22 protein-coding genes and 12 tRNA genes are annotated in these 25,930 nt (G+C 45.4%); 32 read left to right on the top strand and 2 right to left on the bottom strand.

The window, feature by feature from the left end; genetic code table 11:
• The first annotated feature begins 2 nt into the window (after positions 1–2).
• The 25 genes from ACYQ2E_RS08070 to cas2 all read left to right on the top strand — a co-directional run bounded on the left by ACYQ2E_RS08070 (position 3) and on the right by cas2 (position 17,503).
• On the top strand, positions 3–944 hold the full coding sequence (locus ACYQ2E_RS08070) for a polyprenyl synthetase family protein (protein WP_460017548.1): 942 nt from the start codon (positions 3–5) through the stop codon (positions 942–944).
• Complete coding sequence (rsmG, locus tag ACYQ2E_RS08065; protein WP_460017547.1) at positions 944–1,642, top strand: 16S rRNA (guanine(527)-N(7))-methyltransferase RsmG; 699 nt, start codon at positions 944–946, stop codon at positions 1,640–1,642. Before ACYQ2E_RS08070 ends, rsmG begins: the two co-directional genes overlap by 1 nt.
• 168 nt (positions 1,643–1,810) lie before the next feature.
• Complete coding sequence (locus tag ACYQ2E_RS08060; RefSeq protein WP_460017546.1) at positions 1,811–2,395, top strand: 5-bromo-4-chloroindolyl phosphate hydrolysis family protein; 585 nt, start codon at positions 1,811–1,813, stop codon at positions 2,393–2,395.
• Entirely contained in the window at positions 2,388–3,521 is a 1,134-nt protein-coding gene (locus ACYQ2E_RS08055) for a toxic anion resistance protein (protein WP_460017545.1), read from the top strand. The genes ACYQ2E_RS08060 and ACYQ2E_RS08055 overlap by 8 nt, the downstream gene beginning before the upstream one ends.
• 153 nt (positions 3,522–3,674) lie before the next feature.
• Entirely contained in the window at positions 3,675–4,700 is a 1,026-nt protein-coding gene (pfkA, locus tag ACYQ2E_RS08050) for a 6-phosphofructokinase (RefSeq protein WP_460017544.1), read from the top strand.
• 87 nt (positions 4,701–4,787) lie between these two features.
• The gene (gene pyk, locus ACYQ2E_RS08045; protein ID WP_460017543.1) at positions 4,788–6,302 is read left to right on the top strand and encodes a pyruvate kinase; all 1,515 of its coding nucleotides are present in this window, start codon (positions 4,788–4,790) and stop codon (positions 6,300–6,302) included.
• 69 nt (positions 6,303–6,371) lie between these two features.
• Positions 6,372–6,746: a fluoride efflux transporter FluC gene (locus tag ACYQ2E_RS08040; RefSeq protein ID WP_460017542.1), complete on the top strand. Its 375-nt coding sequence runs from the start codon at positions 6,372–6,374 to the stop codon at positions 6,744–6,746.
• A complete protein-coding gene (locus ACYQ2E_RS08035) occupies positions 6,743–7,102 on the top strand; it encodes a fluoride efflux transporter FluC (protein WP_460017541.1) in 360 nt (119 codons plus the stop codon). Before ACYQ2E_RS08040 ends, ACYQ2E_RS08035 begins: the two co-directional genes overlap by 4 nt.
• Before the next feature lie 62 nt (positions 7,103–7,164).
• Positions 7,165–7,238, top strand: a tRNA-Arg gene (locus tag ACYQ2E_RS08030).
• Positions 7,239–7,512: 274 nt separating this feature from the next.
• Positions 7,513–7,584: transfer RNA gene (locus ACYQ2E_RS08025), tRNA-Asp, on the top strand.
• Between the two features lie 288 nt (positions 7,585–7,872).
• A tRNA-Lys gene (locus ACYQ2E_RS08020) sits at positions 7,873–7,945 on the top strand.
• Between the two features lie 177 nt (positions 7,946–8,122).
• A tRNA-Thr gene (locus ACYQ2E_RS08015) sits at positions 8,123–8,195 on the top strand.
• Positions 8,196–8,239: 44 nt separating this feature from the next.
• A tRNA-Gly gene (locus tag ACYQ2E_RS08010) sits at positions 8,240–8,311 on the top strand.
• Between the two features lie 59 nt (positions 8,312–8,370).
• Positions 8,371–8,455, top strand: a tRNA-Leu gene (locus ACYQ2E_RS08005).
• A gap of 218 nt (positions 8,456–8,673) precedes the next feature.
• Positions 8,674–8,747: transfer RNA gene (locus ACYQ2E_RS08000), tRNA-Pro, on the top strand.
• A gap of 87 nt (positions 8,748–8,834) precedes the next feature.
• Positions 8,835–8,908 (top strand) — tRNA-Met (locus ACYQ2E_RS07995).
• 32 nt (positions 8,909–8,940) lie between these two features.
• A tRNA-Ile gene (locus ACYQ2E_RS07990) sits at positions 8,941–9,014 on the top strand.
• Between the two features lie 32 nt (positions 9,015–9,046).
• Positions 9,047–9,117: transfer RNA gene (locus tag ACYQ2E_RS07985), tRNA-Gly, on the top strand.
• A gap of 304 nt (positions 9,118–9,421) precedes the next feature.
• Positions 9,422–9,495: transfer RNA gene (locus ACYQ2E_RS07980), tRNA-Ile, on the top strand.
• 64 nt (positions 9,496–9,559) lie between these two features.
• A tRNA-Ser gene (locus ACYQ2E_RS07975) sits at positions 9,560–9,647 on the top strand.
• Positions 9,648–9,744: 97 nt separating this feature from the next.
• Positions 9,745–11,592: a DNA primase gene (dnaG, locus tag ACYQ2E_RS07970; protein WP_460017540.1), complete on the top strand. Its 1,848-nt coding sequence runs from the start codon at positions 9,745–9,747 to the stop codon at positions 11,590–11,592.
• A 125-nt stretch (positions 11,593–11,717) separates the two neighbouring features.
• Positions 11,718–12,989 carry an RNA polymerase sigma factor RpoD gene (gene rpoD, locus ACYQ2E_RS07965; protein WP_460017565.1) on the top strand — a complete coding sequence of 424 codons (1,272 nt, stop codon included), beginning with the start codon at positions 11,718–11,720 and terminating at the stop codon, positions 12,987–12,989.
• A gap of 241 nt (positions 12,990–13,230) precedes the next feature.
• On the top strand, positions 13,231–15,474 hold the full coding sequence (locus ACYQ2E_RS07960; protein ID WP_460017539.1) for an ATP-dependent Clp protease ATP-binding subunit: 2,244 nt from the start codon (positions 13,231–13,233) through the stop codon (positions 15,472–15,474).
• Between the two features lie 266 nt (positions 15,475–15,740).
• A complete protein-coding gene (locus ACYQ2E_RS07955) occupies positions 15,741–17,054 on the top strand; it encodes a hypothetical protein (RefSeq protein ID WP_460017538.1) in 1,314 nt (437 codons plus the stop codon).
• A gap of 158 nt (positions 17,055–17,212) precedes the next feature.
• The gene (cas2, locus tag ACYQ2E_RS07950) at positions 17,213–17,503 is read left to right on the top strand and encodes a CRISPR-associated endonuclease Cas2 (RefSeq protein WP_460017537.1); all 291 of its coding nucleotides are present in this window, start codon (positions 17,213–17,215) and stop codon (positions 17,501–17,503) included.
• A gap of 1,387 nt (positions 17,504–18,890) precedes the next feature.
• Here cas2 and ACYQ2E_RS07945 read toward each other — a convergent pair.
• Positions 18,891–19,565, bottom strand: a complete 675-nt coding sequence (locus ACYQ2E_RS07945; RefSeq protein ID WP_460017536.1) for an SGNH/GDSL hydrolase family protein — start codon at positions 19,563–19,565, stop codon at positions 18,891–18,893.
• A gap of 149 nt (positions 19,566–19,714) precedes the next feature.
• Between ACYQ2E_RS07945 and hprK the strand changes: the two genes are divergently transcribed.
• From hprK to ACYQ2E_RS07915, 6 genes are all read left to right on the top strand, one after another.
• Positions 19,715–20,641 carry an HPr(Ser) kinase/phosphatase gene (gene hprK / locus ACYQ2E_RS07940; protein ID WP_460017535.1) on the top strand — a complete coding sequence of 309 codons (927 nt, stop codon included), beginning with the start codon at positions 19,715–19,717 and terminating at the stop codon, positions 20,639–20,641.
• Positions 20,638–21,438, top strand: a complete 801-nt coding sequence (lgt, locus tag ACYQ2E_RS07935) for a prolipoprotein diacylglyceryl transferase (RefSeq protein ID WP_460017534.1) — start codon at positions 20,638–20,640, stop codon at positions 21,436–21,438. Before hprK ends, lgt begins: the two co-directional genes overlap by 4 nt.
• A 93-nt stretch (positions 21,439–21,531) precedes the next feature.
• Positions 21,532–21,930 (top strand): DUF948 domain-containing protein, encoded by a 399-nt coding sequence (locus ACYQ2E_RS07930; protein ID WP_460017533.1) that lies wholly within the window; start codon positions 21,532–21,534, stop codon positions 21,928–21,930.
• A gap of 33 nt (positions 21,931–21,963) precedes the next feature.
• Complete coding sequence (locus tag ACYQ2E_RS07925) at positions 21,964–22,440, top strand: YtxH domain-containing protein (protein ID WP_460017532.1); 477 nt, start codon at positions 21,964–21,966, stop codon at positions 22,438–22,440.
• Positions 22,441–22,567: 127 nt separating this feature from the next.
• Positions 22,568–23,992, top strand: coding sequence for an NADP-dependent phosphogluconate dehydrogenase (gene gndA / locus ACYQ2E_RS07920; RefSeq protein ID WP_460017531.1), 1,425 nt, complete (start codon positions 22,568–22,570; stop codon positions 23,990–23,992).
• A gap of 139 nt (positions 23,993–24,131) precedes the next feature.
• Positions 24,132–24,884, top strand: coding sequence for an SDR family NAD(P)-dependent oxidoreductase (locus ACYQ2E_RS07915; protein WP_460017530.1), 753 nt, complete (start codon positions 24,132–24,134; stop codon positions 24,882–24,884).
• A 103-nt stretch (positions 24,885–24,987) separates the two neighbouring features.
• Here ACYQ2E_RS07915 and ACYQ2E_RS07910 read toward each other — a convergent pair whose 3' ends face one another.
• Positions 24,988–25,164 carry a DUF3042 family protein gene (locus ACYQ2E_RS07910; RefSeq protein ID WP_460017529.1) on the bottom strand — a complete coding sequence of 59 codons (177 nt, stop codon included), beginning with the start codon at positions 25,162–25,164 and terminating at the stop codon, positions 24,988–24,990.
• A 139-nt stretch (positions 25,165–25,303) separates the two neighbouring features.
• Between ACYQ2E_RS07910 and ACYQ2E_RS07905 the strand changes: the two genes are divergently transcribed.
• Entirely contained in the window at positions 25,304–25,918 is a 615-nt protein-coding gene (locus ACYQ2E_RS07905; protein ID WP_460017528.1) for a hypothetical protein, read from the top strand.
• Positions 25,919–25,930 lie beyond the last annotated feature (12 nt).

The following is a 25,930-nucleotide window of genomic DNA, read 5'->3' as shown; positions in this document are numbered from 1 at the left end:
TAATGAAAAATGAATTCCCAGGATTGACATCTGATTTGACCAAGGTCAAGCGTCTGATGAAAACGTCCGTGGTCCTGAAAAACGAACCCGTCAAAAATGCGATTTTTGATATTTTTGACGCAGGCGGAAAAATGCTGCGTCCGGCCTACCTGCTGCTTTTTGCCGAATTCACTGACTTGAAGTCTGAGCAGCGAATCGCTCTGGCAGCGGCAATTGAGATGCTGCACACAGCTACACTGATTCACGATGATATTGTAGACAGAGCAGACACGCGGCGCGGCGCAGTGACGATTTCAGCTAAATACGGTGATGATGTGGCAGTTTATGCAGGCGATTATCTCTTTGTCTCTGTCTTCAAGACTTTGTCCAAGCATTCGCTGGATTTATCAAATTTGACAGAGCAGACAGAGTCAATTGAGCGACTCTTAGGCGGCGAATTAGGACAAATGACACTGCGCTACGATTTGACGCAGACAATCGATGATTATATCGCCAATATTTCCGGTAAAACAGCTGAGCTTTTTGCCATGTCCTGTACCATTCCGGTCTTGATTGACGGCAACAAACGACTTTCAAAGCTGGCTTATGAAATCGGGAAAAATATCGGCATTGCCTTTCAGGTGATGGACGATTATCTGGATTATGCGGCAGACGAAGAAAAATTGGGCAAGCCGGTGCTCGAAGATATGCAGCAGGGCGTCTACTCAGCGCCGATTCTTTTCGGACTGCAGGCAGAACCTGAGCGGCTTTCGGCCTTGCTGACACAACAGAAGTTCACTGAAATTCCGGCATTATTGACAGAAACGGATGCTTTGCTGAAAACAAAGGAATTAGCTCAGTCCTATACAGAGCGCGCCATGAAGCTTATCAGCAAGCTGCCGGCAAGTGATACAACTACAAAAATATCTTTTTTAACAAAAAAACTATTGGAGCGTGATTATTAATGCAGCCGGAGGAATTTTACCAGGATTTTCAGCTGTCAGACCAGCAGCGAAGCCAATTTGCGAAATATTTTGAACTATTGATTGACTGGAACGAGAAAATCAACCTCACAGCGATTACCCTTGAGTCTGAAGTCTATTTGAAGCATTTTTACGACTCTGTGATGCCGGTTAAATACGGCCTTATCCCGAATAAAGCGGTTAGCTTACTGGACATTGGAGCCGGCGCAGGCTTTCCCAGTCTGCCTTTGAAAATTCTTTACCCCGAGTTGAAAGTGACAATCATTGATTCATTGAATAAACGCATTAATTTTTTGTCAACTCTGATAGAGACGCTAGGCTTGGAAAATGTTCAGCTACTCCATGGCCGGGCAGAAGATTTCGGGCAAAATCCGAAATACCGTGCGCAATTTGATTTTGTAACCGCTCGAGCAGTAGCCCGGCTGAATGTTTTGTCCGAGCTGACGCTGCCTTTCCTGAAAAAAAACGGGGAATTACTGGCCTATAAAGCCTCCAAATTCGGCGAAGAAGTGAGCAAAGCAAAGCCGGCAGTTACTCTGCTGGGCGGAAAACTTGAGCGCAGCATTGATTATAAGCTGCCGGACAACTCCGAGCGCCATATTGCGGTGATAAAGAAAGTCTTGAAGACACCGGGAAGATTTCCCCGAAAGGCTGGAACGCCAAACAGAAATCCTTTATAAAAAGGCTCAGAAAATGGACACAGAGATGGAAACGTCCATTAATGAGAGGAAACATCGAAAAATCAGTCCAAAGTCTCATTCAGCAGAAGATGCGCATGTTATAATAAATCATAGTCAAATATCGAAATCTCTTACTATTTACCAGAAGAAAGCGGAGGTTATAATAAAATGCATTTACATATGATGGATCATTCTGCGTCAGGTCTTTTGGGATTTGCCATTAGCCTGATTGTTGTTATTCTCATAATCAAGATGGTCGTCGGACTCACGATTTTAGGGCGGCAGAAGTCTCGGGAGCACGGTAACAGTCCGGAGATTAAGCTGAAACGCAACATGAAAAACTATCGCGAGTCGGGATTGTCTGACAGTGATATTAAGCTCTTTCGTGAAACCATGGCCGAGGCCAAAAAACATATCAAATACTGGGAATCTGCCTGCAAGTCAATTACCGATGTGAGTGTGATTGAAGATGTGACAGGCGGTCTCTCGGCAGCGAAGAAAACTTTCCAGTTCATCGTTAAAAACCCGCAGGAATTAACAAAGCAGAACAATTTTCTCTACAAATATCTGCCTAACATGACGAAACTGATTGAAAGCTACCAGAAATTACAGTCAGAAGCTGTCAAATCCGACGGAGATTTGAGTGAAGCTTTGCTTTTGATGAAGACTTTATCAAGTCAGGTGGCTGAAAACTATCATGAAATTCTCATGGCAGACGTGAAAATCATTGGAAAGGAAGTAGAAAATGGCTGAAAACGGTAATGATTTGACAATGCAGAAATTTACTCAAGAACTGCCGCAGGAATCCTCGCCGAAAGGTGCCATGGAAACTTTAAATGAGGCACAACGTGCGCAAGCGCTGAGTTTTGCGGCCAGTTTAAATGAAAATGACCCGCAGACGGTTGTTGAATACGGTGCCGGGGCTCAGAAGTCTATCGCTGATTTTTCACAGACCGTCTTGAATAAGGTTCAGGCAAAGGATTTGGGCGAAGTCGGCGGCTCGCTGACCGATTTAATGTACAATCTGAAGGAAGCTAACCCGAATGAATTAGCCGGCGGTGACGCAGGTTTCTTCAGCAGAATGTTCGGCAAAGTGCGCAAATCGATTTTCGAAGTCACTCAGAAATATCAGAAAATCGGTGCCGGCATTGACAAAATCTCAGCTAAACTGAATGTCGAGCAAAACGGCCTGCGCGAAGATAATAAAACGCTTGCCGGCCTCTACGATGAGAACTTGAACTATTTCCAAAGCCTAAATGTCTTTATTGCAGGTGCCGAGCTGAAGCTTGAACAACTGGAAAAAGAAACCTTGCCCGCTGCCCGTAAAGAAGTTGAGACAGCAGATGACAATTCTTTGGCTGTTCAGAAAGTATCGGATTTGGAAGCTTATCGCACCCGCCTTGAAAAACGTGCCTATGATTTGCGTCTGGCCCGCCAGATGACCATCCAGCAGGCACCGCAGATTCGACTGATTCAGAATACCAATCAGGAGCTGGTTGACAAAATACAGACCAGTATCAATACAGCCATCCCGCTCTGGAAAAACCAGGTGGCCATTGCTTTGACGCTGCTCAAGCAAAAAGACGCGCTCACCTCGCAGCGCATTGTCTCTGAGACGACCAATGATTTGCTGAAGAAGAACTCCGAGATGCTGAAAACTTCGTCAATTGAAACGGCGCGTGAAAATGAGCGCGGCATTATTGACATCGAAACACTCAAGGTCACTCAGAACAACTTGATTGAGACCATTCAGCAGACACTGCAGATTCAGGCCGAAGGCCGCCAGAAACGCCAGCAGTCCGAGCAGGAACTAGTGCGTATGGAAGGTGAAATCAAGGAGAAACTCTTGGAGTTCTCAAAACCAACAACAGAACAGTAAGACGCTCATTTGGGCGTTTTACTTTTGGTTTTGCTGAAATTTTTATATTAAATTCTCTGTAAAACGTTTACAATCACATTAAAACGGGTGAAATGGAAGAATTTGTGCTATAATGAACAAGGTAAAATATTTTTTTGAGGAGCAAATACATAAATGAAACGTATTGCTGTTTTAACTTCCGGCGGTGATTCACCTGGTATGAATGCAGCCATTCGCGCTGTTGTCCGTAAAGGAATTTCAGAGGGCATGGAAGTCTATGGTATCCACTACGGTTACAAAGGACTTGTAGAGGGTGATATTATCAAGCTTGACTCGGAAGCGGTCAGTGATAAAATCAGTCGTGGGGGAACTTTCCTTTACACGGCCCGTTATCCTGAATTTACTCAGGAAGAGTATCAGTTAAAAGGCATTGAGCAGTTGAAGAAGCTCGGTATTGAGGGCGTGGTCGTTATTGGCGGCGACGGTTCCTACCATGGCGCGATGCGCTTGACGGAGCACGGATTCCCGGCTGTCGGCCTTCCAGGGACAATTGACAATGATATCGTGGGGACTGATTACACAATCGGCTTCGATACGGCTGTTACCACTGCGGTGGACGCTTTGGACAAGATTCGTGATACTTCAAGTTCTCACCATCGTACTTTCATTGTGGAAGTGATGGGGCGTAATGCTGGTGATATCGCTCTTTGGGCTGGTATTGCAGCTGGTGCTGACGATATTTGTATTCCTGAGCGCGAGTTCAAGTTTGAAAATATTGTCAAACGTATTAATACTGCTTATGCTCAAGGCAAGAATCATCATTTGATTGTTCTGGCTGAGGGGGTTATGCACGGTGAAGAGTTTGCGAAGCGGCTGAAAGCAGCTGGCGATACATCAGATTTACGTGTGTCGGTTCTTGGACATATTCAGCGCGGCGGTTCTCCAACTGTACGTGATCGTGTGCTTGCTTCCCGCATGGGCGCACATGCTGTCGAATTGCTGCGTGACGGCGTCGGCGGTGTGGCAGTCGGTGTGCGTGGCGAAAAACTGACTGAAAGTCCTATTTTGGGCTCAGCCGAGGAAGGCGCTTTGATGTCTGTCAATCCTGACGGATCAATCAAGGTCAACTTCCCGCATCAGACTATGCTGGAGCTCTACCGCTTGAACAAAGATCTGGATAACTACGGCATCGAAGAGTAAGAAAAGTAGACAATTTTATATTTATTAACTAAAATATTAATGAAATAGCAGAGGCATGAACGCTATTCAAAAGAAAAAGGAAAAAAAATGAACAAACGCGTAAAAATTGTTGCGACACTTGGGCCGGCTGTGGAAACCCGCGGCGGGAAAAAATTCGGCGAGTCCGGCTACTGGTCAGGCCCGCTGGATGTTGAAGTTTCTGCTCAGAAAATTGCTGAATTAATCAACAATGGTGCTGATGCTTTCCGCTTTAACTTCTCACACGGCGACTACGAAGAGCATGCAGCCCGCATGGCAACAGTTCACCGTGCAGAGGAAATTGCAGGGAAAAAAGTCGGTTTCCTGCTTGACACAAAAGGTCCTGAAATCCGTACGGAAGTTTTCGAAGACGGTCTTGAGGATGAGTACTATTATAAAACCGGCGACCAATTCCGCGTGGCAACTAAGCAGGGTCAGAAGTCTACCCGTGATGTGATTGCTCTTAACGTAGCCGGAGGCTTGGACATTTTTGACGATGTTGCTGTCGGCAAAACAATCCTGATTGATGACGGTAAACTCGGTTTGTCTATCATTGACAAAGACGCTGATAAACGCGAATTCATCGTTGTTGCGCAAAACGATGAGAAGATTGCTAAGCAAAAGGGCGTAAATATTCCTAACACGACAATCCCATTCAAGGCATTGGCGGCTCGTGATGCTGACGATATTCGCTTTGGCTTGTCTCAACCTAACGGGGGAATTAACTTCATCGCCATTTCATTTGTCCGTACAGCTAAAGACGTCCACGAAGTACGTGCCATCCTTAAAGAGACTGGTAATGAGCATGTGAGACTGATTGCTAAAATCGAAAATCAAGAGGGAATTGACAATCTTGATGCCATCATTGAGGCAGCTGACGGTATCATGGTTGCCCGCGGCGACATGGGAATTGAAGTGCCGTTTGAGATGGTGCCGGTTTATCAGAAGCAGATTATCAGCAAGGTAAACCGTGCAGGTAAGATTGTTATTACGGCTACTAATATGCTTGAGACAATGACTGAGAAGCCGCGTGCGACACGTTCAGAGATTTCTGACGTCTTCAACGCTGTCATTGACGGCACAGATGCTACAATGCTTTCTGGCGAGTCTGCTAACGGCAAATATCCTGCTGAATCAGTGAAAACGATGGCGACTGTTGACTTAAATGCACAGCAGCTGTTGAACGAATATGGACGTTTCCAGTTCCACAAATACGACAGAACAAACGTGACAGAAGTAGTTGCTTCTGCAGTGCGTGATGCCGCTAAGTCACTGGATGTTAAGCTCATTGTAGCCTTGACTGAGTCTGGCCAAACTGCCCGTCTGATTTCAAAATACCGTCCGGATGCAGATATTCTGGCTGTGACATTTGACGAAAAGATTGAGCGCAGTCTGGTGATTAACTGGGGCGTTATTCCAATGCTGACGAAGAAGCCTGCTTCAACTGATGATATGTTTGAAGTGGCAGAAAAGGCTGCTTTGGATTCAGGGCTTGTCGAGTCAGGCGACAACATCATTATCGTCGCTGGTGTTCCTGTCGGCAGCGGACGTACAAATACGATGCGTATCCGTACAATCAAATAAGAGGGCAATTTCAGCCTTTCGTTAATAAAACGGTCTCTGGACCGTTTTTTGTTATAATTTGTAATTATCATGAAAATTTTTGTTGTGTTTATTTTTGGCATTTTCGGCGGTATGGCGCGAATGGAAGTGACGGACCGGCTGCCTGCGGCTGGGAATTTTCCGCTGGCAACGCTTTTAATTAATCTTGCCGGCTGTTTTTTGTTTGCGTTTTTTGTGAAAAATTATTTGGTGAAAAAGCAGACTGCGGAGATTTGGGTTTTGGCGGCGGGAACTGGTTTTCTCGGGGCTTTCACTACCTTTAGTTCGGCTATTCTCGATAGTTATCGGCTGATTTCGTCTGGGAATTATGCCCTTGCGTTGTTTTATATTTTCCTTGAAGCGGCCGGAGGTCTGGCCATGATTTTCCTCGGAAACCAGACGGCGAGAAGGCTGCTGAAATCATGAATATTTTGCTGGCGGGCATTTTTGCGGGGCTTGGCACGGTGGTGCGCTATCTGTTTGGGCGCTTGTCTGCCCGATTTGAGCGATGGCGGATTCCCTGGGGAACCTATGTTGTCAATGTTTTCGGGAGTTTTCTGATTGGATGTTTTTTCGCGATGCATCTGAATGACACTCTTTATCTTTATTTGGCCACCGGATTTTGCGGCGGTTTGACCACATTTTCCACCTATAATTTTGAACTTTTTGCCATGTTAGAGCAAAAAAAATATTGGACATTTATTAAATATTTTTTGCTAAGTTACGGAATCGGCTTTGCAGCCTGCATCTCCGGAATTTGTCTCGAAATAATAATCTCTTGACATTCGCCCCGGCTTTTAGTATAATCTAATAGTTGCGTTGAAAGAAGACGCCAACGAAATGCGCGCCCATGGCTCAACTGGATAGAGTACTTGACTACGAATCAAGCGGTTGCAGGTTCGAATCCTGCTGGGCGCATCAATGTCCTTGCGGACATTGATGCCAACTTCATAGAAATAATGAGAAGTTGGGCTATCAAATAAAGATTTGCGCTGCAAATCCTCCCCTGTCCTTGCGGACATTGATGCCGTTTCCACAAAAAATAGTGAGAAAACGGACTTTTAATAACGATTTGCGAAGCAAATCCTCCTTGCCAATTTCATAAAAATACATTGAAATTGTGCAACTAATTCAGTGCAAGCTTTATAGCCTGATTCACTAATATCTATGGTTCGCCAAGATAAATTAGTAAGGTTCCATAGTATATCGGTTAGTACGCCGCCCTGTCACGGCGGAGAGACGGGTTCGATTCCCGTTGGGACCGGAACTTCTTTTAGTTATGAAGGAAGTTTCTCGGTGACATAAAAATGCTCTACCAGAGTATTTCATAATAGGACTCCTTAGCTCAGTCGGTAGAGCTCGAAGCACTGCTTCGAGATGACGGATAGAGATTGACGGAGTCAATCATCCTTGCAAATGCTCTACCCGAGTATTTCATATATAGACTCCTTAGCTCAGTCGGTAGAGCTCGAAGCACTGCTTCGAGGCTGCGGATAAAGATTGACGGAGTCAATCATCCCTACAAATGCTCTACCAGAGTATTTCATAATAGGACTCCTTAGCTCAGTTGGTAGAGCATTTGACTTTTAATCAAAGGGTCGCGCGTTCGAGCCGCGCAGGGGTCAGTGAGAATTCATTCTCATAGGTACTTATTTATTTTCTGGAGCCGACTTAGCTCAGTTGGCTTGAAGCACTGCTTCAAGGTACAAGGGATAAAGAAAAGCGAAGCTTTTCCTCCTTGCTACCATGTGTAAAATTAAATATCTAGTGCTAAATAAAGTACTCAACTAAATTATTATTTAGCCGACTTAGCTCAGTTGGTAGAGCATCTGATTTGTAATCAGAGGGTCACGTGTTCGAATCATGTAGTCGGCAGTTGGAATCTTGAATGATATGCTTGAGATTTCAAAAAAAATTATGCGAACGTAGCTCAGGGGTAGAGCTCTACCTTGCCATGGTAGAGGTCGCGGGTTCGAATCCCGTCGTTCGCTTTGACTCTTGTGAGTCATCTAACTGTTCGTTTTGTTTTAACGTGTGGTTAAACTAGTGTGCCCGGATGGCGAAATTGGCAGACGCACAGGACTTAAAATCCTGGGAGGGTAAACCTCGTACGGGTTCGACCCCCGTTCTGGGCAGCAGTAATTTGTTTTACTGATATGGAAATATCTGAATGAAGTTAATTTCCATTTGCCAAAATTAAATCATATCAGCTAGGGGAAGCTAGCTCAGCTTGGTAGAGCTCAAAGCACTGCTTTGAGGCTGCGGATAAGGAAAACGAAGTTTTCCTCCTTGCAGGTACTCTTTCCAATTTACAGAGTAAATTCCCAGTTTCAAAATTAAACATTATTAGCTACGGGAAGTAGCTCAGCTTGGTAGAGTACCTGGTTTGGGACCAGGGTGTCGCAGGTTCGAATCCTGTCTTCCCGATTTATCAGCTTTCGTAGTCATTTTGGGTGACAGGGAGTTGATTTTCATCTGTCGCTCGTTTGCGCACAGCTGGAGAATAATTATTATGGCGGTGTAGCTCAGCTGGCTAGAGCGTTCGGTTCATACCCGAGAGGTCGGGGGTTCGATCCCCTTCGCCGCTATAACCTTTGTGGTTTCTTTTCATGAAACAGCTGGATCCTTAGCTCAGTTGGTTAGAGCTATCGGCTCATAACCGATCGGTCGCTGGTTCGAGTCCAGCAGGATCCATATGTCCTTTGGACTAAATGACTATCGACTAGGCGAATGTAGTTTAGTGGTAAAACAGCAGCTTCCCAAGCTACCGTCGCGGGTTCGATTCCCGTCATTCGCTTAAGATTCTGCTAGAGTCTTGCTGGCAACGCAAGGTTGTTTCTGAGATGGTAATATGGGAGTTTAGCTGCAGTTGCTTGCCCTGCCGTCAGTCGCTTCAGCGGCTAGACGGAATGGACACCATCTGGAAAAGCTCACATCAAAATGTAACAAATAAGCTGCAACGCTTAATAAAATACATGGAAGTTTAGCTCAGTCGGTTGCCCTGCCGTCAGTCGCTTCAGCGGCTAGACGGAATGGACACCATCTGGAAAATCCCCCGTCAAAAAGCAAAAAATGAGCAACCACTGCTCAGTAATATATTTGGGAGTTTAGCTCAGTCGGTTAGAGCACTGTGTTGATAACGCAGGGGTCCTAGGTTCGAATCCTAGAATTCCCATTTCAAAATTTGGAAATCGTTTAGTAATTTTGAAGGAAAATATGCTATAATTAGCTATTGGTTTGGAGAAGTACTCAAGAGGCCGAAGAGGACGGTTTGCTAAATCGTTAGGTCGCGAAAGCGGCGCGTGGGTTCGAATCCCATCTTCTCCTGAATGCAAGCACAAAAAGTTGCGCTCGAAAAAGAAATGACGCCTCACGGCGTTTTTTGAGCTATTTATTTCACAGGAAGGGGGCGAGACGAGAGTATATGGCAGTTTCTAAAGAAGAGATTACTGAAATCAGAAACAGTGTCAATATTGCTGATTTTATCGGTCAGTTTGTGGCGCTGAAGAAGACGGGGCAGAATTTCCAGGGTCTTTGTCCTTTTCATAGTGAAAAAACGCCTTCTTTCAATGTGAATCCTGCCAAGAAGATTTTCAAGTGCTTCGGCTGCGGCAAGGGCGGTAGTGTCTTTGATTTTGTCATGGAGTATCGTCAGGTGGGCTTTGTGCAGGCGGTCAAGGAGGTTGCGGAATATGCCGGCATCAATGTCCAGTTTGACCAGAGAGAGCTGCAGGCTCAGGAATCGCCGAATGCGAAGCTTTATGAGATTAATAATCAGGCCAGTTATCTGTATGAGAATTATCTGCTGATTACGGAGCAGGGTGCGGCGGCGCGGAAATATTTGTCGGAGCGCGGTGTAGACGAGCGGACGATGAAGCTGTTCAATATCGGGCTTTCACCAGATTTGCCGAATTTTCTTTATCAGAGTTTGTCGTCGAAATTCGATGATCAGGTCTTGGCAAACTCAGGGCTTTTCAGTTTTTCAAATAAGCAAGCATTTGATACCTTCCAGAATCGGCTAATGTTTGCGATTCATGACCAGAATGGTCAGGCTATCGGCTTTTCCGGCCGTATTTGGCAAAAAGGCGACGAGCGCCCGGGTAAATATGTGAATACGACGACCACGCCGATTTTTGAGAAGTCGGATGTGCTCTACAATCTTGACCATGCCAAGGCTTCCATCAAAAAGTCGAAGGAAGTATACCTGATGGAGGGCTTTATGGACGTGATTGCGGCGCATAAGGCGGGTTTGCACAATGTCGTGGCCATTATGGGTACCGCTTTGACTGAGAGGCACGTTAAGAATTTGTCTTATCTGGCCAAGAAGCTGATTCTGGTAACGGACGGCGACAAGGCAGGGCAGGCCGCAATCGACAAGTCGCTTAAGGTCATTCATGGTCTGGATGTCCAAATCGTCAAGATTCCGGATGCGCAGGACCCGGATGAGTATGCGCGTGAGCATGGGCCAGAGGCGCTGCAGAATTTGCTGGAGAATTTCCGCATGAGTAAGTCGGAGTTCCTGATGGATTATCTGCGGCCGGCGAATCTGGAAAATGTGGTGAATCAGCTGGAATTTCTGCAGATTATGGCGCCGATTATCGCTGGAGAGATGAATCTGGAGGCGCAGGCAGTTTATATGCGCCGATTAGTTGAGATATTGCCGGATTTCGAGTATAATCAAGTGGAGCAGGCTGTCAAAAATGTTCATTCTGTTCATAATGGTAATGGGAATTCGTTTCAGGAGCCGGCTTATGCGGAGCCGTCAGATTATTTTCCGCCGGATGCTCAGATGCCGCCGGAAAATGCTGAATACAATTATTTTCAGGTCGTTCCGCGGAAATTGTCGCGTTCGGAGCGGCTTGAGCGGCAGCTTTTACAGCGCATGATTCTCCAGCCGGATTTGCTGGCGCGGCTAAGTGTTGACCCGGCGGTAAAATTCCAGAATCCGGATACGGATGCTTTGTTCAGTGCGCTGATTATTGAGCAAATGACAACGGGAACAATTGATCAGACTTTCTTTCCGGAAACTTTGGATGAAAGTCTGCGCGGGCTTTATTTCGACATTCTCAACTTGAATCTGCCGGAAACTTTCACAGAAGATGAGCTGCATGAGCTCCTGGAAAATTTTAAGCGTGAAAGTGTGCTGAGCAAGATTGAGAATTTGTCGCGGCAGGGCACCGAGGCCAGGAAAGAAGGCAATCAGAAAAAAGAACTCGAATTGGCGCAGCAAATCGTCCAATTACGACAACAGCTACAGAGGGGGCAAATTTGACTCAAAAACAAGTGAAAAAACGTCTTTACGATCTTGCAAGAGAAACCGGCTACAGCAATGTGGATTTGGTGGCAGAAGCAAAGAAACTGAAACTGCCGGTTGTGTCGCATTCTTCATCTATTGTGATGGAGGATGTGAAAAAGCTGCTGGCGGCCATGGAAAAGTCAGGCGCCAGCAAAGACTTCGGCAAAAAAGTCAGAGTAAGGAAAAAGCCGGCGGCAAAAAATGCTGAAACGTCTAAAAAGTCTGAGCCGGCACATAAGGCTAAAGCCAAAGAGGAGAAGAAGACAAGTAAAACTGTTTTTAACAAAGAGTTAAAGGATTTCATCGCGAATCACAAGGTTACGATGACCGTGGTGGATACAGAGATTACTGATGATTTGGCCATCAAGCTGGGTCTGGAAGCAGACCAGATAGAAGAGGCCATTCAGAAGATTCAGGATGCAGGTATTTCTATCCTGGATGAAAAGGGGAATCCTTCAGACCTGGCAGTGGCGTCAAACGAGAGCATCCAGAAGGACGCTGAGGCCGAGAATCTGGACAATATTGTTGCGAAGTCCAGAATTGACGATCCTGTGCGCATGTATCTGAAGGAAATTGGCCAGTACAACCTGATTCCGATTGAGGAAGAGACGAAGCTGGCGGAGGCGATTATCCGCGGCGGCGAAGAGGGGGAGATGGCCAAGCAGATGCTGGCGGAGGCTAACTTGCGTCTGGTAGTGTCGATTGCGAAGCGCTACAGCGGGCGCGGGATGCAGTTCCTGGACTTGATTCAGGAAGGCAATATGGGCTTGATGAAGGCGGTGGATAAGTTTGATTACACGAAGGGCTTCAAGTTTTCAACTTATGCGACTTGGTGGATTCGCCAGGCGATTACGCGCGCGATTGCGGACCAGGCGCGGACGATTCGTATTCCTGTGCATATGGTTGAGACGATTAACAAGCTGATTCGTGTGCAGCGTACGCTGATGCAGACGAATGGGCAGGAGCCGACGCCAGAGGAAATCGGCAAGGAAATGGGCTTGGAAGCGTCTCGTGTGCGTGAGATTCTGAAGATTGCTCAGGACCCGGTTTCGCTGGAGACGCCGATTGGTGAAGAGGACGACTCTCATCTGGGCGACTTTATTGAAGACAATATTATTGAGGACCCGGCGACTTATACTAACCGGACGATGTTGCGCGAGCAGCTCGACGAGGTCATGGACACACTGACGGACCGTGAGGAAAATGTGCTGCGTATGCGTTTCGGCCTGGATGACGGTCGTATGCATACTTTAGAAGATGTGGGCAAGCAGTTTAAGGTGACGCGTGAGCGTATTCGTCAGATTGAGGCCAAGGCGCTGAAAAAATTGCGTCATCCGCGCCGCAGCAAAAAGTTGAAAGACTTTATGAATTAATTATTTGCAGATTAGCACTTCGAAACCTGGAGTGCTAATTTATTTTTCTGAAAAGCTGTAAAGGCTGAATATAACAAGCTTTACAAGTCGATTCAATCTCTTGACAAGCGCAAAAACTTAGTATATAATAGTTTAACAAAGGTCAAAAAAGGTCAAAGTTTTGTCAAGCCGAATTTAACCTTTGGTTAAACTATTTGCAGTAAAATAGTGATGTTTTCAAAGAAAAAGGAGGGCAAAAAGTATGCTCTGTCAAAATTGTAATCTAAATGAAGCGACGATTCACCTCTACACGAACGTGAATGGTCAGAAACGGCAGACGGATCTCTGTCAAAATTGTTATCAAATCATGAAGGCTGGAGGTCAAGAGGCACTTTTCGCTAATAGTCAGCCCGAATCTGCTCCTCAGGAGCCTTTTAATCCATTCGGCGATATTTTCAGCGCCTTAAATGGTCAGCAGCAAGGTTCGTTTCAGACGCCGCCGACTCAAGCTGGTCGTGGGCCTGGCGGTCCGCGCGGTCCGAAAAAAGATAAGGGTTTGCTGGGCGAATATGGCATCAACATTACTGAGGCTGCGCGCCGCGGCGAAATTGACCCTGTCATTGGGCGCGACGAAGAAATTACGCGCGTGATTGAAATTCTGAACCGCCGGACTAAAAATAATCCTGTCCTGATTGGTGAGCCAGGTGTTGGTAAAACTGCTGTGGTTGAAGGACTGGCGCAGAAAATTGTGGACGGCGATGTGCCGCAGAAGCTTGCAAATAAAGAAGTTATCCGCTTGGATGTTGTCTCTCTGGTACAGGGAACGGGTATTCGCGGTCAGTTTGAAGAGCGCATGAAAAAGCTCCTGGACGAAGTCAAGAAGCGCAAAGATGTGATTCTGTTCATTGATGAAATCCATGAAATCGTAGGTGCAGGTTCGGCCGGCGACGGCAACATGGATGCGGGCAATATCATGAAGCCTGCACTGGCGCGCGGCGAGCTGCAGCTGGTTGGGGCTACGACGCTGAATGAATACCGGACGATTGAAAAAGATGCGGCGCTGGAGCGTCGTATGCAGCCTGTGACTGTTGATGAGCCGACTGTTGACGAGACAATCACTATTCTCCGCGGTATTCAGCAGCGATATGAGGATTATCACCACGTCAAATATACCGATGATGCAATTCTGGCGGCTGTGAATCTGTCAAACCGTTATATCCAAGATCGTTTCTTGCCCGATAAAGCGATTGACTTGCTGGATGAATCTGGCTCGAAGAAAAATCTGACCTTGAAGTTTGTCAACCCTGAGGATGTTCAGAATCGTATCAACGAAGCTGAGAAAGCGAAAAATGAGGCCATGCGCTCGGAGGACTTTGAGAAAGCGGCCTATTTCCGCGACCAGATTGCCAAGCTCCATGAGTTAGCGAAGCATGAGGTGACAGATGATGAAACGCCGATTGTCACTGAAAAAGATATCGAACAGATTGTTGAGGCGAAAACGCATATTCCGGTCGGCGACTTGAAAGAGAAGGAGCAGACGCAGCTGATTAATCTTGCGAGTGACCTTAAAGCGCATGTTATCGGCCAGGATGAAGCGATTGATAAGGTGGCTAAGGCCGTTCGCCGTTCGCGTGTCGGTCTGGGCAAGCCTAATCGTCCAATCGGAAGTTTCTTGTTTGTCGGACCGACGGGTGTGGGTAAGACGGAGCTGGCGAAGCAGCTGGCGATTGAGCTCTTCGGCTCGGCTGACAGCATGATTCGTTTCGACATGTCGGAATATATGGAGAAGCACTCAGTGGCGAAGCTGATTGGTGCGCCTCCAGGCTATGTGGGCTATGAGGAAGCGGGTCAGCTGACTGAGAAAGTGCGCCGCAATCCTTATTCGCTGGTCTTGCTTGATGAGATTGAAAAGGCGCATCCGGATGTGCTGCATATGTTCCTGCAGATTCTGGACGATGGGCGTTTGACTGATGCACAGGGTCGTACCGTGTCCTTTAAGGATGCGATTATCATCATGACCTCTAATGCCGGAACAAGCCGTAAAGAGGCGAATGTCGGCTTTGGCGCTGCACATGAAGGACGTACGAATTCAGTTCTTAATCAGTTGGACGAATTCTTCAATCCGGAGTTTATGAACCGTTTCGACAGTATCATTGAATTTAATGCTTTGTCTAAGAAAGATTTGATTCACATTGTTGACTTGATGCTGGATGAGGTTAATTCACAAGTGGCTAAAAATGACATTCATTTGGAAGTTTCGCAGGCTGCTAAGGAGAAGCTGGTGGATTTGGGCTATGATCCGAAAATGGGCGCGCGTCCGCTGCGTCGTACGATTCAGGAGCATATTGAGGATCCGATTGCTGATTTCTATATTGAGCATCCTGAGAATAAGCAGCTTTTTGCGGATGTGATTGATGATAAGATTGTGATTTCAAATAAGGTCGAAGAAGAGGCTGATTATGAGGAGCATCAGGAGGCGGCGAAGGACGCTGCGGTTTCTGATTGATTTTTTGGAAAGATCATCGTTTGATGGTCTTTTTTTGGTGGATTGCTTGTTTAATTCTGGACACTTATATTAAAAGAAATATTTTGTCAATTTTAGCAAAACTTGACGGTAAAAGGAAAAAGTTGTAAAATTTAAGGTATGTTATGTAGATAACGTAAATATTTTGTTTCGGGAATGAAAGCGCTATCAAATCAACTATTTACATCTTAACGGAACAATAAAACAAATTAGAATATAAATAATACTGATAGAAAGCAGGTAAATCAATGAATGAATTAAAAGTCACGCTTAAGCAAGTCACTCCGATTATTCATTTTCAGGCCGATCAGGAGGGAGCGACTTTACGCGCGAGTGAGGTTAAGCCGAAACTGGATAAATTTTTGCAGGAACACTTCCCAGATGAAATTCAGGAAAGTTGGTATTTACCCAAGGTTAACGGTAAAAAATATCGTGCGTTGGATTATAAGATGCAGATAAAATCAAAGGGAAAATTCAAAGAAATTATACCAGTGGATAAAGAAGGTAATGAAGTAGACGTTTATCTTTCATATTTTGGCAATATTGGTTTAAAAGGTAAGGAAAGAAAAAAGATAATCTTTAATGAAGACGGCGTAGGCTTAAGAATTATTGCAAAATCTGAGGATCTCAAGGATTTGATAGAAAAATATATTGATTTGTTTTTTGCAACTAATAATTTTGGAACGCGTCAAAGTAAGGGATTTGGAAGCTTCGCTACAGAGAAGTATGTTTCTGATGAAGAGATTACGAAGATTTATCCAAAATTTGCAAGACTGAACATTGAAAGCTCTGATTATTCACGGCGTCCAAGAATAACCGGTTATGCAAATCAAGACCGTTGCAAGCATTCCGAAATTATTAAGGCACATTATAAATTATCTGAATCTACTAAACTTTACAATTTGATGAAATCAGGTATTAATGGCCGAATTAGAGATGGTGAAAAAGAAAGAACGTTTTATCAGAATGAAGATAAAGATTTCCAGAGGGGATTCTTACGTGCTTATTATGCAGATAAAGCAGGGTTGACATATAAAAAGGAATCTCCTGAGAAGCATACACCCTATAGTAATGACAAAAAGTTTATAAAAATGCACAACCTTGGTTTAATTAAAAAAGATAAATCAGAACGATTCTTGTTTCTTAGACTGATGTTGGGGTTAGCTGGTAATATTGATTTCATTTGTATAGCTTCTAATAAACGAGAAAAGGGAAAAGACGGAAATCCTCTTCCAAAAGAAAAAATGAGGATTGAGATTTATTCGGAGTTTGAAAAAACTAACAACCCAGCCATTGATAACTTGCCTATTGAAGAAAAAATCTATCGTTGCCGAAAGAAAGATAAAAATTTTCAGCAAAAAGTTGAAAGATTTCGATCAATGGTTACAATTAAGATACTTGAAGATAGAGTCCTGCTTTTACCAGAAAAATTGGATGAACTGTCTAAAAATATTTATAAGCTGAGTTCAGTATTACCTCCCCGAATAAAGGGGACGAGAACGCCTCCACCAGATAGAAGCCGCGTGCAATATCCTCTGGTTCAGTATTACCTCCCCGAATAAAGGGGACTGGAATCATTTTCCAATACAAAAAAGCGAATACAACACAAAGGCGCCATCCCGGAATTCTCAGGAAGCCTACGCCTGCACATTTACCGTCAGGCCCAGAAACTCGCCAAAGCCATCTACACCGAGAATCCCGAAGAATACGAGGGCTTACGATGGCGCTGACACTAAGAGTCGTTTTAATGTATGACATCGTGACAAGCAAGCGCCGCGCGCGGCTCGTGGCCCTCTTACAGACAGCAAGCCTGCGGATGCAAAAAAGCGTCTTCACCGGAGAAATGGAAGAAGACACTCTCACAGAACTCATCACACAAGCCAAAGAAATCATCAATCTGGAGACAGATTCACTCGTTGTTCTGCGCCTGTGCAGTGACTGCTGGGACAAAGCAGAAGAGTACGGACAACACGCAATCCCTGATGAAAACTATTGCTTTGCAATATTTTGAGTAGAAGAAACGACCTGACAAAATTGACAATTTAATGAAAGGTGGTAAACTAATGTTAGTGGTCAATACAGAAACAATGACAAACCAATCCAAAAAGACAGGGCGGAAGAAAATTTCAGTTTAATTTAAGCTGAAGCTGGCATGGAATTATGTAAAACAGGCTTCATGTGTGCAAGCTGTAGAAGCAGATATATGAAGGAGTTTAAGACTTTGTTAAAAAATGAAGGAGGATATTTAGAGCCGAAAAAGCTGAAGTGTGCAAAAGGCAAATCTAGCCCATGGTGGACGCGGGTCTCCAAGGTTGGTGTTCAGTATTACCTCCCCGTGTGAAGGGGACGAGAACTAGAACGTGAAATCTGGTTTATATTCAATAGCTTGTTCAGTAATACCTCCCCGTGTGAAGGGGACGAGAACTCCGAAATTCTTCGCTTTAATTCCGCGAATTGCTCAGGTTCAGTATTACCTCCCCGAATAAAGGGGACGAGAACCCTTCCTCTATAAAACTCTGAATGTCTTCGAGAGTTGTTCAGTATTACCTCCCCGTGTGAAGGGGACGAGAACTTCATGTCAAAATGAAATTCATTGACGCCTATAATTTTGTTCAGTATTACCTCCCCGTGTGAAGTGGACGAGAACGAGATAAAATTTCTTATCGCGTTCATATTCCAGCGTGTTCAGTAATACCTCCCCGAGTGAAGGGGACGAGAACTCATGGAAATAGGCAAATCGTACGGCAAAGTTGGCGTAGTTCAGTAATACCTCCCCGAGTGAAGGGGACGAGAACTCGACTTTCCTTTATTTCCAATCATTGCGTCACTGTTTTTATGTTCAGTAATACCTCCCCGAATGAAGGGGACAGATTTCAGCTGTTTCACAGAAAATTGCACATTCCCCTGCTTTTCACAAAAGCAAGCCTAAGACGCAAAAAAAGTGCCTTCCTCAAAAGTAGAGAAAGACACTTTGTATATATTGCTATTGACTAGTGAGAAACCGCACGAAAAAAGTAACAGCTCAGGCGAAGAATGTTTTGACTGTGCAAAGGATGAGCGTTGAACTTGTCTCCTTTGCACGAAAATTTGACTGGCTGGTCGCTAACGTCATAATGTTTTTTCTTTGTACGATATCGACATTATGATGTACAATTGAGATTAAATCAAGTGGACTGCTGGAGAAGAAATGAACAGGACAGTTCTCCCGGAAATCCTCAAACTGGGAGAAGACCGATTTTAATTTTACTCTTATTTTACCTTTATATGTTATAATGAAAACACTTAAATGACGGGTAGACTCTTCACCCTTCCCGCCGTTTGCCAAAGTCTTTGACGATTTCAAGATTATCTTAGTAAGCTCTAATGCTATGTCATCTGTCAAAGGCTTTTTTCGATGTTTATTCGTTAATGTAAGGCGTCAGATTCGACAGAATCACCTCACAGCCGTTCGGCAGAATATGCGCGCCGTCAAATGTATATTCTTTTTTCAAGTTGCCTTGGTCATCATAAAGTCCGTCACTGGCATCGATAAAGCGTACGCCGAGTTTCTCGGCCATTTCCCGGTTCTTTTCGCTTGCAGCGTTAAACAGTGCGTTGCTCCGTGTCGCGAGGAGCAGAGCCTCATCGGAATCGTCGCCGAAATCCGCATTATTCACGGGGTAATATCGCAAGACGTAAATCTTTGTATCTGGCAGCTTTTCCTGAATAAGACGGATAATGTGCTCGTAGTTGGCTCGGAATGTCGCCTCCGGCACTTGAAAACCGATGTCGTTTGTCCCGATATTGATGAAAATCTTGCTTGGTGCGAGGTCGAAAATTTGTGTTTCGAGATGGTCTAAAATGAACTGTGTCGTTGTGGCGCGGACGGCGCGGTTGTAGATGTGCTTAGCAAATTTGACTTTACCTGTTTCTTCCCACTTTTCAATGGGGAAAATTTCCATAATGCTTGAGCCAATGAACAAAATTTGTCCTTTTTCGGCGGTTTTGTTTTGCTTGGCATAGCTTGCAAGGAGTTGTTCCTGAAAAGCGCGGAGTTCGGGATTAAGTGTGAGTTCTTGGGTTTGGCGTGTCATAATGGACCTTCTTTGTTGAATTTAGTTTGTTTAATAAAATATAAACTAACTAAATACATTTTAGTCTTTTTTTCAACTTTTGTCAAATATCAGCTTCCGATTTGTTTGAATACTAGAATAAATTTCGAGGGATGTGTTATAATAAAACAATGGTTACAGTTAAGGATTTGACAGAGCGTGTCAGATTTGAAAAGCTTTATTCGTCTGAAACTTCGCTCAAAAAGGAAATTACTTCATCAGATATTACGCGTCCGGGCCTTGAGATGACCGGTTATTTTGATTTCTTCCAGAGTGAGCGTATTCAGCTCTTCGGCATGAAGGAATGGTCCTATATGATGCGCAATGTCGGAGATGAGCGCTACGAGCTGCTGAAGAAAATTTTCTCGGATGATACGCCGGCAGTCATCGTTGCCCGCGGCCTCGAAGCGCCTGAGGAAATGCTCATGGCCGCCAAGCATCATGATGTGACGCTGTTGAAGTCAACCGAAGCGACGAGTCGTTTGTCGGGACAGATTGCCAGTTTTTTGGATGAAGCTCTGGCGCCTCGGACCTCGATTCATGGTGTTCTGATGGACATTTTTGGCATCGGTGTCTTAATTCAAGGTGTGAGCGGGATTGGTAAGTCTGAGACTGGTTTGGACCTGGTGCGCCGCGGGCATCGTCTGGTTGCGGATGACCGGGTGGAGGTCTACAAAAAGGATGCTTTCACCGTTCGCGGCGAGTCACCGGAGATTCTGCGCAATCTGCTGGAAATCCGCGGTGTGGGAATCATTGATGTGCAGACTTTGTTTGGTGCTGGGGCTGTCAAGGATACGTCGAATATTGACTTGGCTGTGCGGCTGGAGGAACAGTCTAAAGAAAAAGATTACGACCGCCTGGGAAGTCAGGAATATAAGCTGGAGCTGGCGGATGTGACTGTTCCGCTGCTGAAGGTGCCTGTCAACATGGGGCGGAACTTGTCTGTTATCATCGAGGCAGCTGTGTCAAACTTTAGTGCGAAGCAGATGGGCTATAACACGACGGCGGATTTTGAACGCCGTTTGACCAAGCTGATAGAAGGAAATACTGAAAAATGATGCCATTTCTTGCTGCAATTCCGAAAATCGCTTTGAAGCTTGGGCCTTTTGAGATTCACTGGTATGCGATTATTATTGTTTCGGGCGTGGTGCTTGCAGTCTGGCTGGCGATGCGCGAAGCGCCGAAAAAGAAGATTGACTCGGAGGCGGTGATTGACTTTATCCTGATTGCTTTTCCGCTGGCGATTGTGGGCGCGCGTCTTTATTATGTCATCTTTCAGTGGCCTTACTATTCGCAGCACCCAGGCGAGATTATTGCTATCTGGGACGGGGGCAATGCGATTTACGGCTCGCTCATTGCCGGTTTTATCACGCTTTTGATTTTCTGTTACTATAAGCTGATTAAGGTTCGGGATTTTCTGGACATTGCAGTTCCAGGTGTTTTAGTTGCTCAGGCGATTGGGCGCTGGGGGAATTTTGTCAATCAGGAGGCTTATGGTGCGATTGTTAAGAGTCTGAATTATCTGCCGGACTTCATTCGCAAGCAGATGTTCATTGACGGGCATTATCGGCAGCCGACTTTTCTTTTTGAGAGTATCGGGACGCTGTCTGGCTTCATTTTGATTCTGATTTTCCGTCATCGGCTGAAATTCTTGAAATCCGGTGATATTTTTGCTTTTTATCTGGTCTGGTATGGTTTTGTGCGTGTAGTGGTCGAGGGCATGCGGACGGACAGTCTGATGCTGGGACCTGCGCGTGTTTCACAGTGGCTGTCTGGGCTGCTGATTCTGGTTGGGATTGTTTTCTTTGCTCTTAATCATAAGAAAAATCCGCTTAAGCTGAGTATAAAGTTCTGATTTAGAATTCTAATTGTAATAAAAATTTTAAGCAAATGAAACTCTATGTCAGTTGGCTTTGTGATATAATTGTGTTAACTTTTGGGAGGTTTTATGCAAACGACTTTGGTGACAATTTTATACGGTGTGTTGATTTTGCTGGTGCTTTTGCTGGCGATTTTCGTGATTAAACTGATTCAGACGATGTCCGGCGTCAATAAGACTGTTAAAGTAATGTCGAGCGATGTGGATGTGCTGCTGCATCAGGCGGATAATCTGATGGCGAAGGCCAATACGCTGCTGGAAGATGTCAACGGCAAGGTGGCGACGATTGACCCGCTTTTTACAGCTGTGGCTGATTTGTCCGAAAGTGTTTCAGCGGTCAATGATTCGGGACGTCATTTCGTGTCGAAGTTTTCTCGTAAAAGTGCAAAACATGCGAAGCAGTCTGCGATTATTAAAGTGGGCCGCACAGCAACAGGGCTTTTGTCCAAAAAGAAAAAAATGGATTAAGCGCTTGGCAATGTAATTTAAAGGGAGGTTTTTATGTCAAAGAAATCAGGATTTTTAAGCGGTGCCTTGTTTGGCGCCGTCATTGGTGCAGCAGCTGCACTTTTTGTCGCTCCGAAAAAGGGTGCAGAACTGCGTGAAGACGCAATGGACAAATACAATGAGTTCAAAGAGAATCCTCAGGGGACACTTGAGGACCTGCGCGATTTTTCAACTGACAAATTCTACGAAATCAAAGACAAATTTGATTCCGGTGAATATTCAGCCGATACGGCCAAAGAGTATTTGCTGGCACGCCGGGATGAAATCAAGGAAAAAGTGGATTCAGGCGAGCTGTCAGTCGATTCTGTGCGCGATTTTTTCCAGGAGACGAAGGACAAGCTTGCAGAGCGTCTTTCTAACCCGACGGATGCTGCTGATGCTGAGGATGGGCCTGATGAAGCAGAGACGGACGATGGCGATTTGTCGGAAGATTACAGCTGGACGCAAGAGCCCGCAGAAGACGATAAATAGTAGTTTAATCGGAGGTCTTTCGATTTCCGATTTTTTTTATGCAAAAATTCAGCTTTTTCAAGTATAATAGAAAGTGAACAATATAAAAAGCAGTCGGTTGTTAAAAGGCCGGCTTGGAAGGAATATAATGACACAAGCTAATTTCGGCGTCGTCGGCATGGCAGTAATGGGCAAGAATCTTGCGCTCAATGTGGAATCCCGCGGCTATACAGTTGCTATCTATAATCGTACAACTTCTAAGACAGAAGAAGTTGTGGCAGAGCACCCGGACAAGAATTTCGTCCTGACGAAGACGGTAGAGGAATTTGTGGCTGCGATTGAAAAGCCGCGCCGCATCATGCTGATGGTGCAGGCGGGTAAAGGGACGGACGCTGTGATTCAGCAGCTTTTGCCTTTGCTTGACAAGGGGGACATCCTGATTGACGGCGGAAATACGCATTTCCCTGATACGATGCGCCGCAGCGCTGAGCTTGCTGACTCGGGCATTAACTTTATCGGGACAGGTGTGTCCGGCGGCGAGAAAGGGGCGCTTCTTGGCCCATCCATGATGCCCGGCGGACAAAAAGAGGCCTACGATTTGGTTGCGCCAATCTTTGAGCAAATCGCGGCGAAAGCGCCTCAGGACGGCATGCCATGTGTGGCTTACATGGGCCCGAACGGTGCCGGCCACTATGTGAAGATGGTTCACAATGGTATTGAATACGGAGACATGCAGCTGATTGCTGAGTCCTATGACTTGCTCAAGCGCGTGCTGGGCTTGTCTACGGCTGAGATTCAGCAGGTTTTTGAAGAATGGAATACGGGCGAGCTGGACAGCTATCTGATTGAGATTACAAAAGAAGTGCTCAAATGCAAGGATGATTTGGGCGACGGCATGATTATCGACAAGATTCTCGACCGCGCCGGCAATAAGGGCACGGGTAAATGGACTTCACAGAGCTCTATGGACCTCGGTGTGCCGCTTTCCTTGATTACTGAGTCTGTCTATGCACGTTTCATTTCCGCTTACAAGGATGAGCGTGTCAAAGCTTCAGCAGTGCTGGCAGGACCAGCAGTTGCGTTTGACGGCGACAAGAAAGAAATGATTGAGAAGATTCGCCAGGCTTTGTATTTCAGCAAAATCATGTCTTATGCGCAGGGCTTTGCGCAGCTGCGTGCGGCTTCTAAGGAATATGACTGGGATTTGCCTTACGCGACGATTGCCAGTATTTGGCGCGCGGGCTGCATCATTCGTGCACAGTTCCTGCAGAAGATTACTGACGCCTTTGACAAGGATGCTGAGCTGGAAAATCTTTTGCTGGATGACTACTTCATTGATGTGACGAAGAAATATCAGGAAACTGTCCGTGATGTCGTGGCAATGGCTGTGAAGGCTGGAATTCCGGTTCCGACTTTCTCCAGCGCGATTTCTTACTATGACAGCTATCGCAGTGCGCAGCTGCCTGCCAATTTGATTCAGGCACAGCGTGATTATTTCGGTGCACATACATATGAGCGCACGGATAAGCCTCGCGGCGAGATGTATCACTACAGCTGGTATCCAGAAGAATAAAAAACCGAATTTTGAAGGAAAAATGGTCTAGAATGTGAAATTCTGGACCATTTTATATAATAATAAGTAAAAATATACAGCGCTTTCATTTTTGTGTTATAATGTAATTAAACATAATAAAAAAATGAGAGGGGAAAAAATGAAACGTGTTCAGAATAAAGTAGCCGTTGTAACTGGAGCAGCCAGCGGCATGGGGGCTGAAACTGCCCGATTATTGGCTCAGGAAGGCGCTAAAGTAATTGCCACTGATGTTAATGTCGATGCTCTCAATCAAGTTGTTGCAGAGATTAACGAAAACGGCGGTGCTGCGATTGCACTTAAGCATGATGTTACAAGCGCTGAAGACTGGCAGCGCGTCGCTGATACTGTCAGGAATGACTTTGGTCCGCTTGATATCCTCGTTAACAATGCCGGTATTTCTTTCGCCACACCACTTGAACAAGCAAGTCTTGAGGACTGGCATAAAGTGATGGATATTAACTGCACCAGCATCTTTTTAAGCCTCAAAGCTTTCCTGCCCCTCCTTCGCGACAATAATGGCGGCTCAATCATCAACATTTCATCGATGGCGGCTCTCGTCGGCAACAGCGGGTCTGGTCCATATACTGCCAGTAAAGGTGCTGTCCGCTCGTTGACGAAGGCTGTTGCTGTTGATTATGCTCAATTCAACATTCGCTGTAATTCAATTCATCCTGGTTACATTCGCACTGCCATGTCAGAGGCACTCTTCGAAAATCCGGACATGCTCGCATGGTTCCATGCTAATACACCACTGCCGTATCTTGGTGAAGCGGTTGATATTGCACAAGCTGTACTCTTTTTAGCCAGTGATGAATCTAAATTCATAACCGGTATTGAACTGCCGATTGATGGCGGAGTTGTGGCCCGGTAAAGATTGAACTTGCAGTTTCAAAAAACGGAAATTAGAAAAGAGTCATGCATACAGACATGCTTGGCCCTTTTTTGTTTTAATGGCATTCGAATCAGAGCTCAGCTCAATACGGGTGCCCATTTGCCTTGCGATTGGCTTTTTTCTTATTCTCTTCAATCCAAGCTTCGTGTTTTTCAATCGGGTCAATGACTGCAAGTTTGACAGTGGCGAGACCTGCGGCCACAATGGCCAGAGTCGCACCAGCTCCAGTGATGAACCCGAGAGTGAATTTAGATTTCATACTTGTACCTCTTTCTCTGAAAACGTTTAATTTTAATAGCTATATTTTACCAAATTTTGTGAAAAAAAGCTTGAATTTGTCCGAAAATTTCACGCCGAATTTTAATCTTGCTTTAAGCTTCGCCCGTTAGGATTACTTCATGACACTCACACAGATTATCGCAATCATGACGCCCTTTCTGACGCTGGTACCCTTGGCCTCACTGCTTTTGACCATGATTTACCAGCACAACGCCCGCCTGCAGGAGTCGAAAATCCGGCGCAGCGATGCCATTCACGACTACAGCATCTCGCTCATTACGGCTTTGCGTCTCTACACCGACACACAACTGCGCTACATGAGCGAGAGGCTTGAGCTGGAACATGACCTGACTTTGGGTCATTCCATCTCCAATGAGCGCTCTAAGCATGTGTACGACCTGAAAGATGCGGCAATCCGTGAAGGAACCAAAGCCGACGTGATTTCTGAAAACGCGAAACTGGAAATTTCTCAGGTTGACTTCCCAGGCATTCACCATGAAATCACCAAGCTGGTCAAACATATCCAAATCGTCATGAACGACCCTGCCTATCAGGATTTCAGTCAGCTCAATCTGCAGAATCTGGCGGTTCTTGAAAATACCGTTAAAGCAGACATCACGCGACTGACCCTTGTACTGACGGAGACTCAGGATAAACTGGCAGTGGAGATTCAGGCTTTAACTTTTATTAGTCCATGGCGGCGGATGAAGGTGAGTGAGCAGTTGAAGAAGTAGTTTTTGATTAGA

Source organism: Lactovum odontotermitis, assembly GCF_054658595.1.
The sequence above is the reverse complement of the archived record's forward strand: the minus strand, read 5'-3'. Positions and strand labels throughout refer to the sequence as shown.

Coding starts and splice junctions, on each gene's coding strand:
- ACYQ2E_RS08070 (WP_460017548.1), top strand. CDS start 3: ATGAAAAATGAATTCCCAGGATTGACATCTGATTTGACCAAGGTCAAG.
- rsmG (WP_460017547.1), top strand. CDS start 944: ATGCAGCCGGAGGAATTTTACCAGGATTTTCAGCTGTCAGACCAGCAG.
- ACYQ2E_RS08060 (WP_460017546.1), top strand. CDS start 1,811: ATGCATTTACATATGATGGATCATTCTGCGTCAGGTCTTTTGGGATTT.
- ACYQ2E_RS08055 (WP_460017545.1), top strand. CDS start 2,388: ATGGCTGAAAACGGTAATGATTTGACAATGCAGAAATTTACTCAAGAA.
- pfkA (WP_460017544.1), top strand. CDS start 3,675: ATGAAACGTATTGCTGTTTTAACTTCCGGCGGTGATTCACCTGGTATG.
- pyk (WP_460017543.1), top strand. CDS start 4,788: ATGAACAAACGCGTAAAAATTGTTGCGACACTTGGGCCGGCTGTGGAA.
- ACYQ2E_RS08040 (WP_460017542.1), top strand. CDS start 6,372: ATGAAAATTTTTGTTGTGTTTATTTTTGGCATTTTCGGCGGTATGGCG.
- ACYQ2E_RS08035 (WP_460017541.1), top strand. CDS start 6,743: ATGAATATTTTGCTGGCGGGCATTTTTGCGGGGCTTGGCACGGTGGTG.
- dnaG (WP_460017540.1), top strand. CDS start 9,745: ATGGCAGTTTCTAAAGAAGAGATTACTGAAATCAGAAACAGTGTCAAT.
- rpoD (WP_460017565.1), top strand. CDS start 11,718: ATGGAGGATGTGAAAAAGCTGCTGGCGGCCATGGAAAAGTCAGGCGCC.
- ACYQ2E_RS07960 (WP_460017539.1), top strand. CDS start 13,231: ATGCTCTGTCAAAATTGTAATCTAAATGAAGCGACGATTCACCTCTAC.
- ACYQ2E_RS07955 (WP_460017538.1), top strand. CDS start 15,741: ATGAATGAATTAAAAGTCACGCTTAAGCAAGTCACTCCGATTATTCAT.
- cas2 (WP_460017537.1), top strand. CDS start 17,213: ATGGCGCTGACACTAAGAGTCGTTTTAATGTATGACATCGTGACAAGC.
- ACYQ2E_RS07945 (WP_460017536.1), bottom strand. CDS start 19,565: ATGACACGCCAAACCCAAGAACTCACACTTAATCCCGAACTCCGCGCT.
- hprK (WP_460017535.1), top strand. CDS start 19,715: ATGGTTACAGTTAAGGATTTGACAGAGCGTGTCAGATTTGAAAAGCTT.
- lgt (WP_460017534.1), top strand. CDS start 20,638: ATGATGCCATTTCTTGCTGCAATTCCGAAAATCGCTTTGAAGCTTGGG.
- ACYQ2E_RS07930 (WP_460017533.1), top strand. CDS start 21,532: ATGCAAACGACTTTGGTGACAATTTTATACGGTGTGTTGATTTTGCTG.
- ACYQ2E_RS07925 (WP_460017532.1), top strand. CDS start 21,964: ATGTCAAAGAAATCAGGATTTTTAAGCGGTGCCTTGTTTGGCGCCGTC.
- gndA (WP_460017531.1), top strand. CDS start 22,568: ATGACACAAGCTAATTTCGGCGTCGTCGGCATGGCAGTAATGGGCAAG.
- ACYQ2E_RS07915 (WP_460017530.1), top strand. CDS start 24,132: ATGAAACGTGTTCAGAATAAAGTAGCCGTTGTAACTGGAGCAGCCAGC.
- ACYQ2E_RS07910 (WP_460017529.1), bottom strand. CDS start 25,164: ATGAAATCTAAATTCACTCTCGGGTTCATCACTGGAGCTGGTGCGACT.
- ACYQ2E_RS07905 (WP_460017528.1), top strand. CDS start 25,304: ATGACACTCACACAGATTATCGCAATCATGACGCCCTTTCTGACGCTG.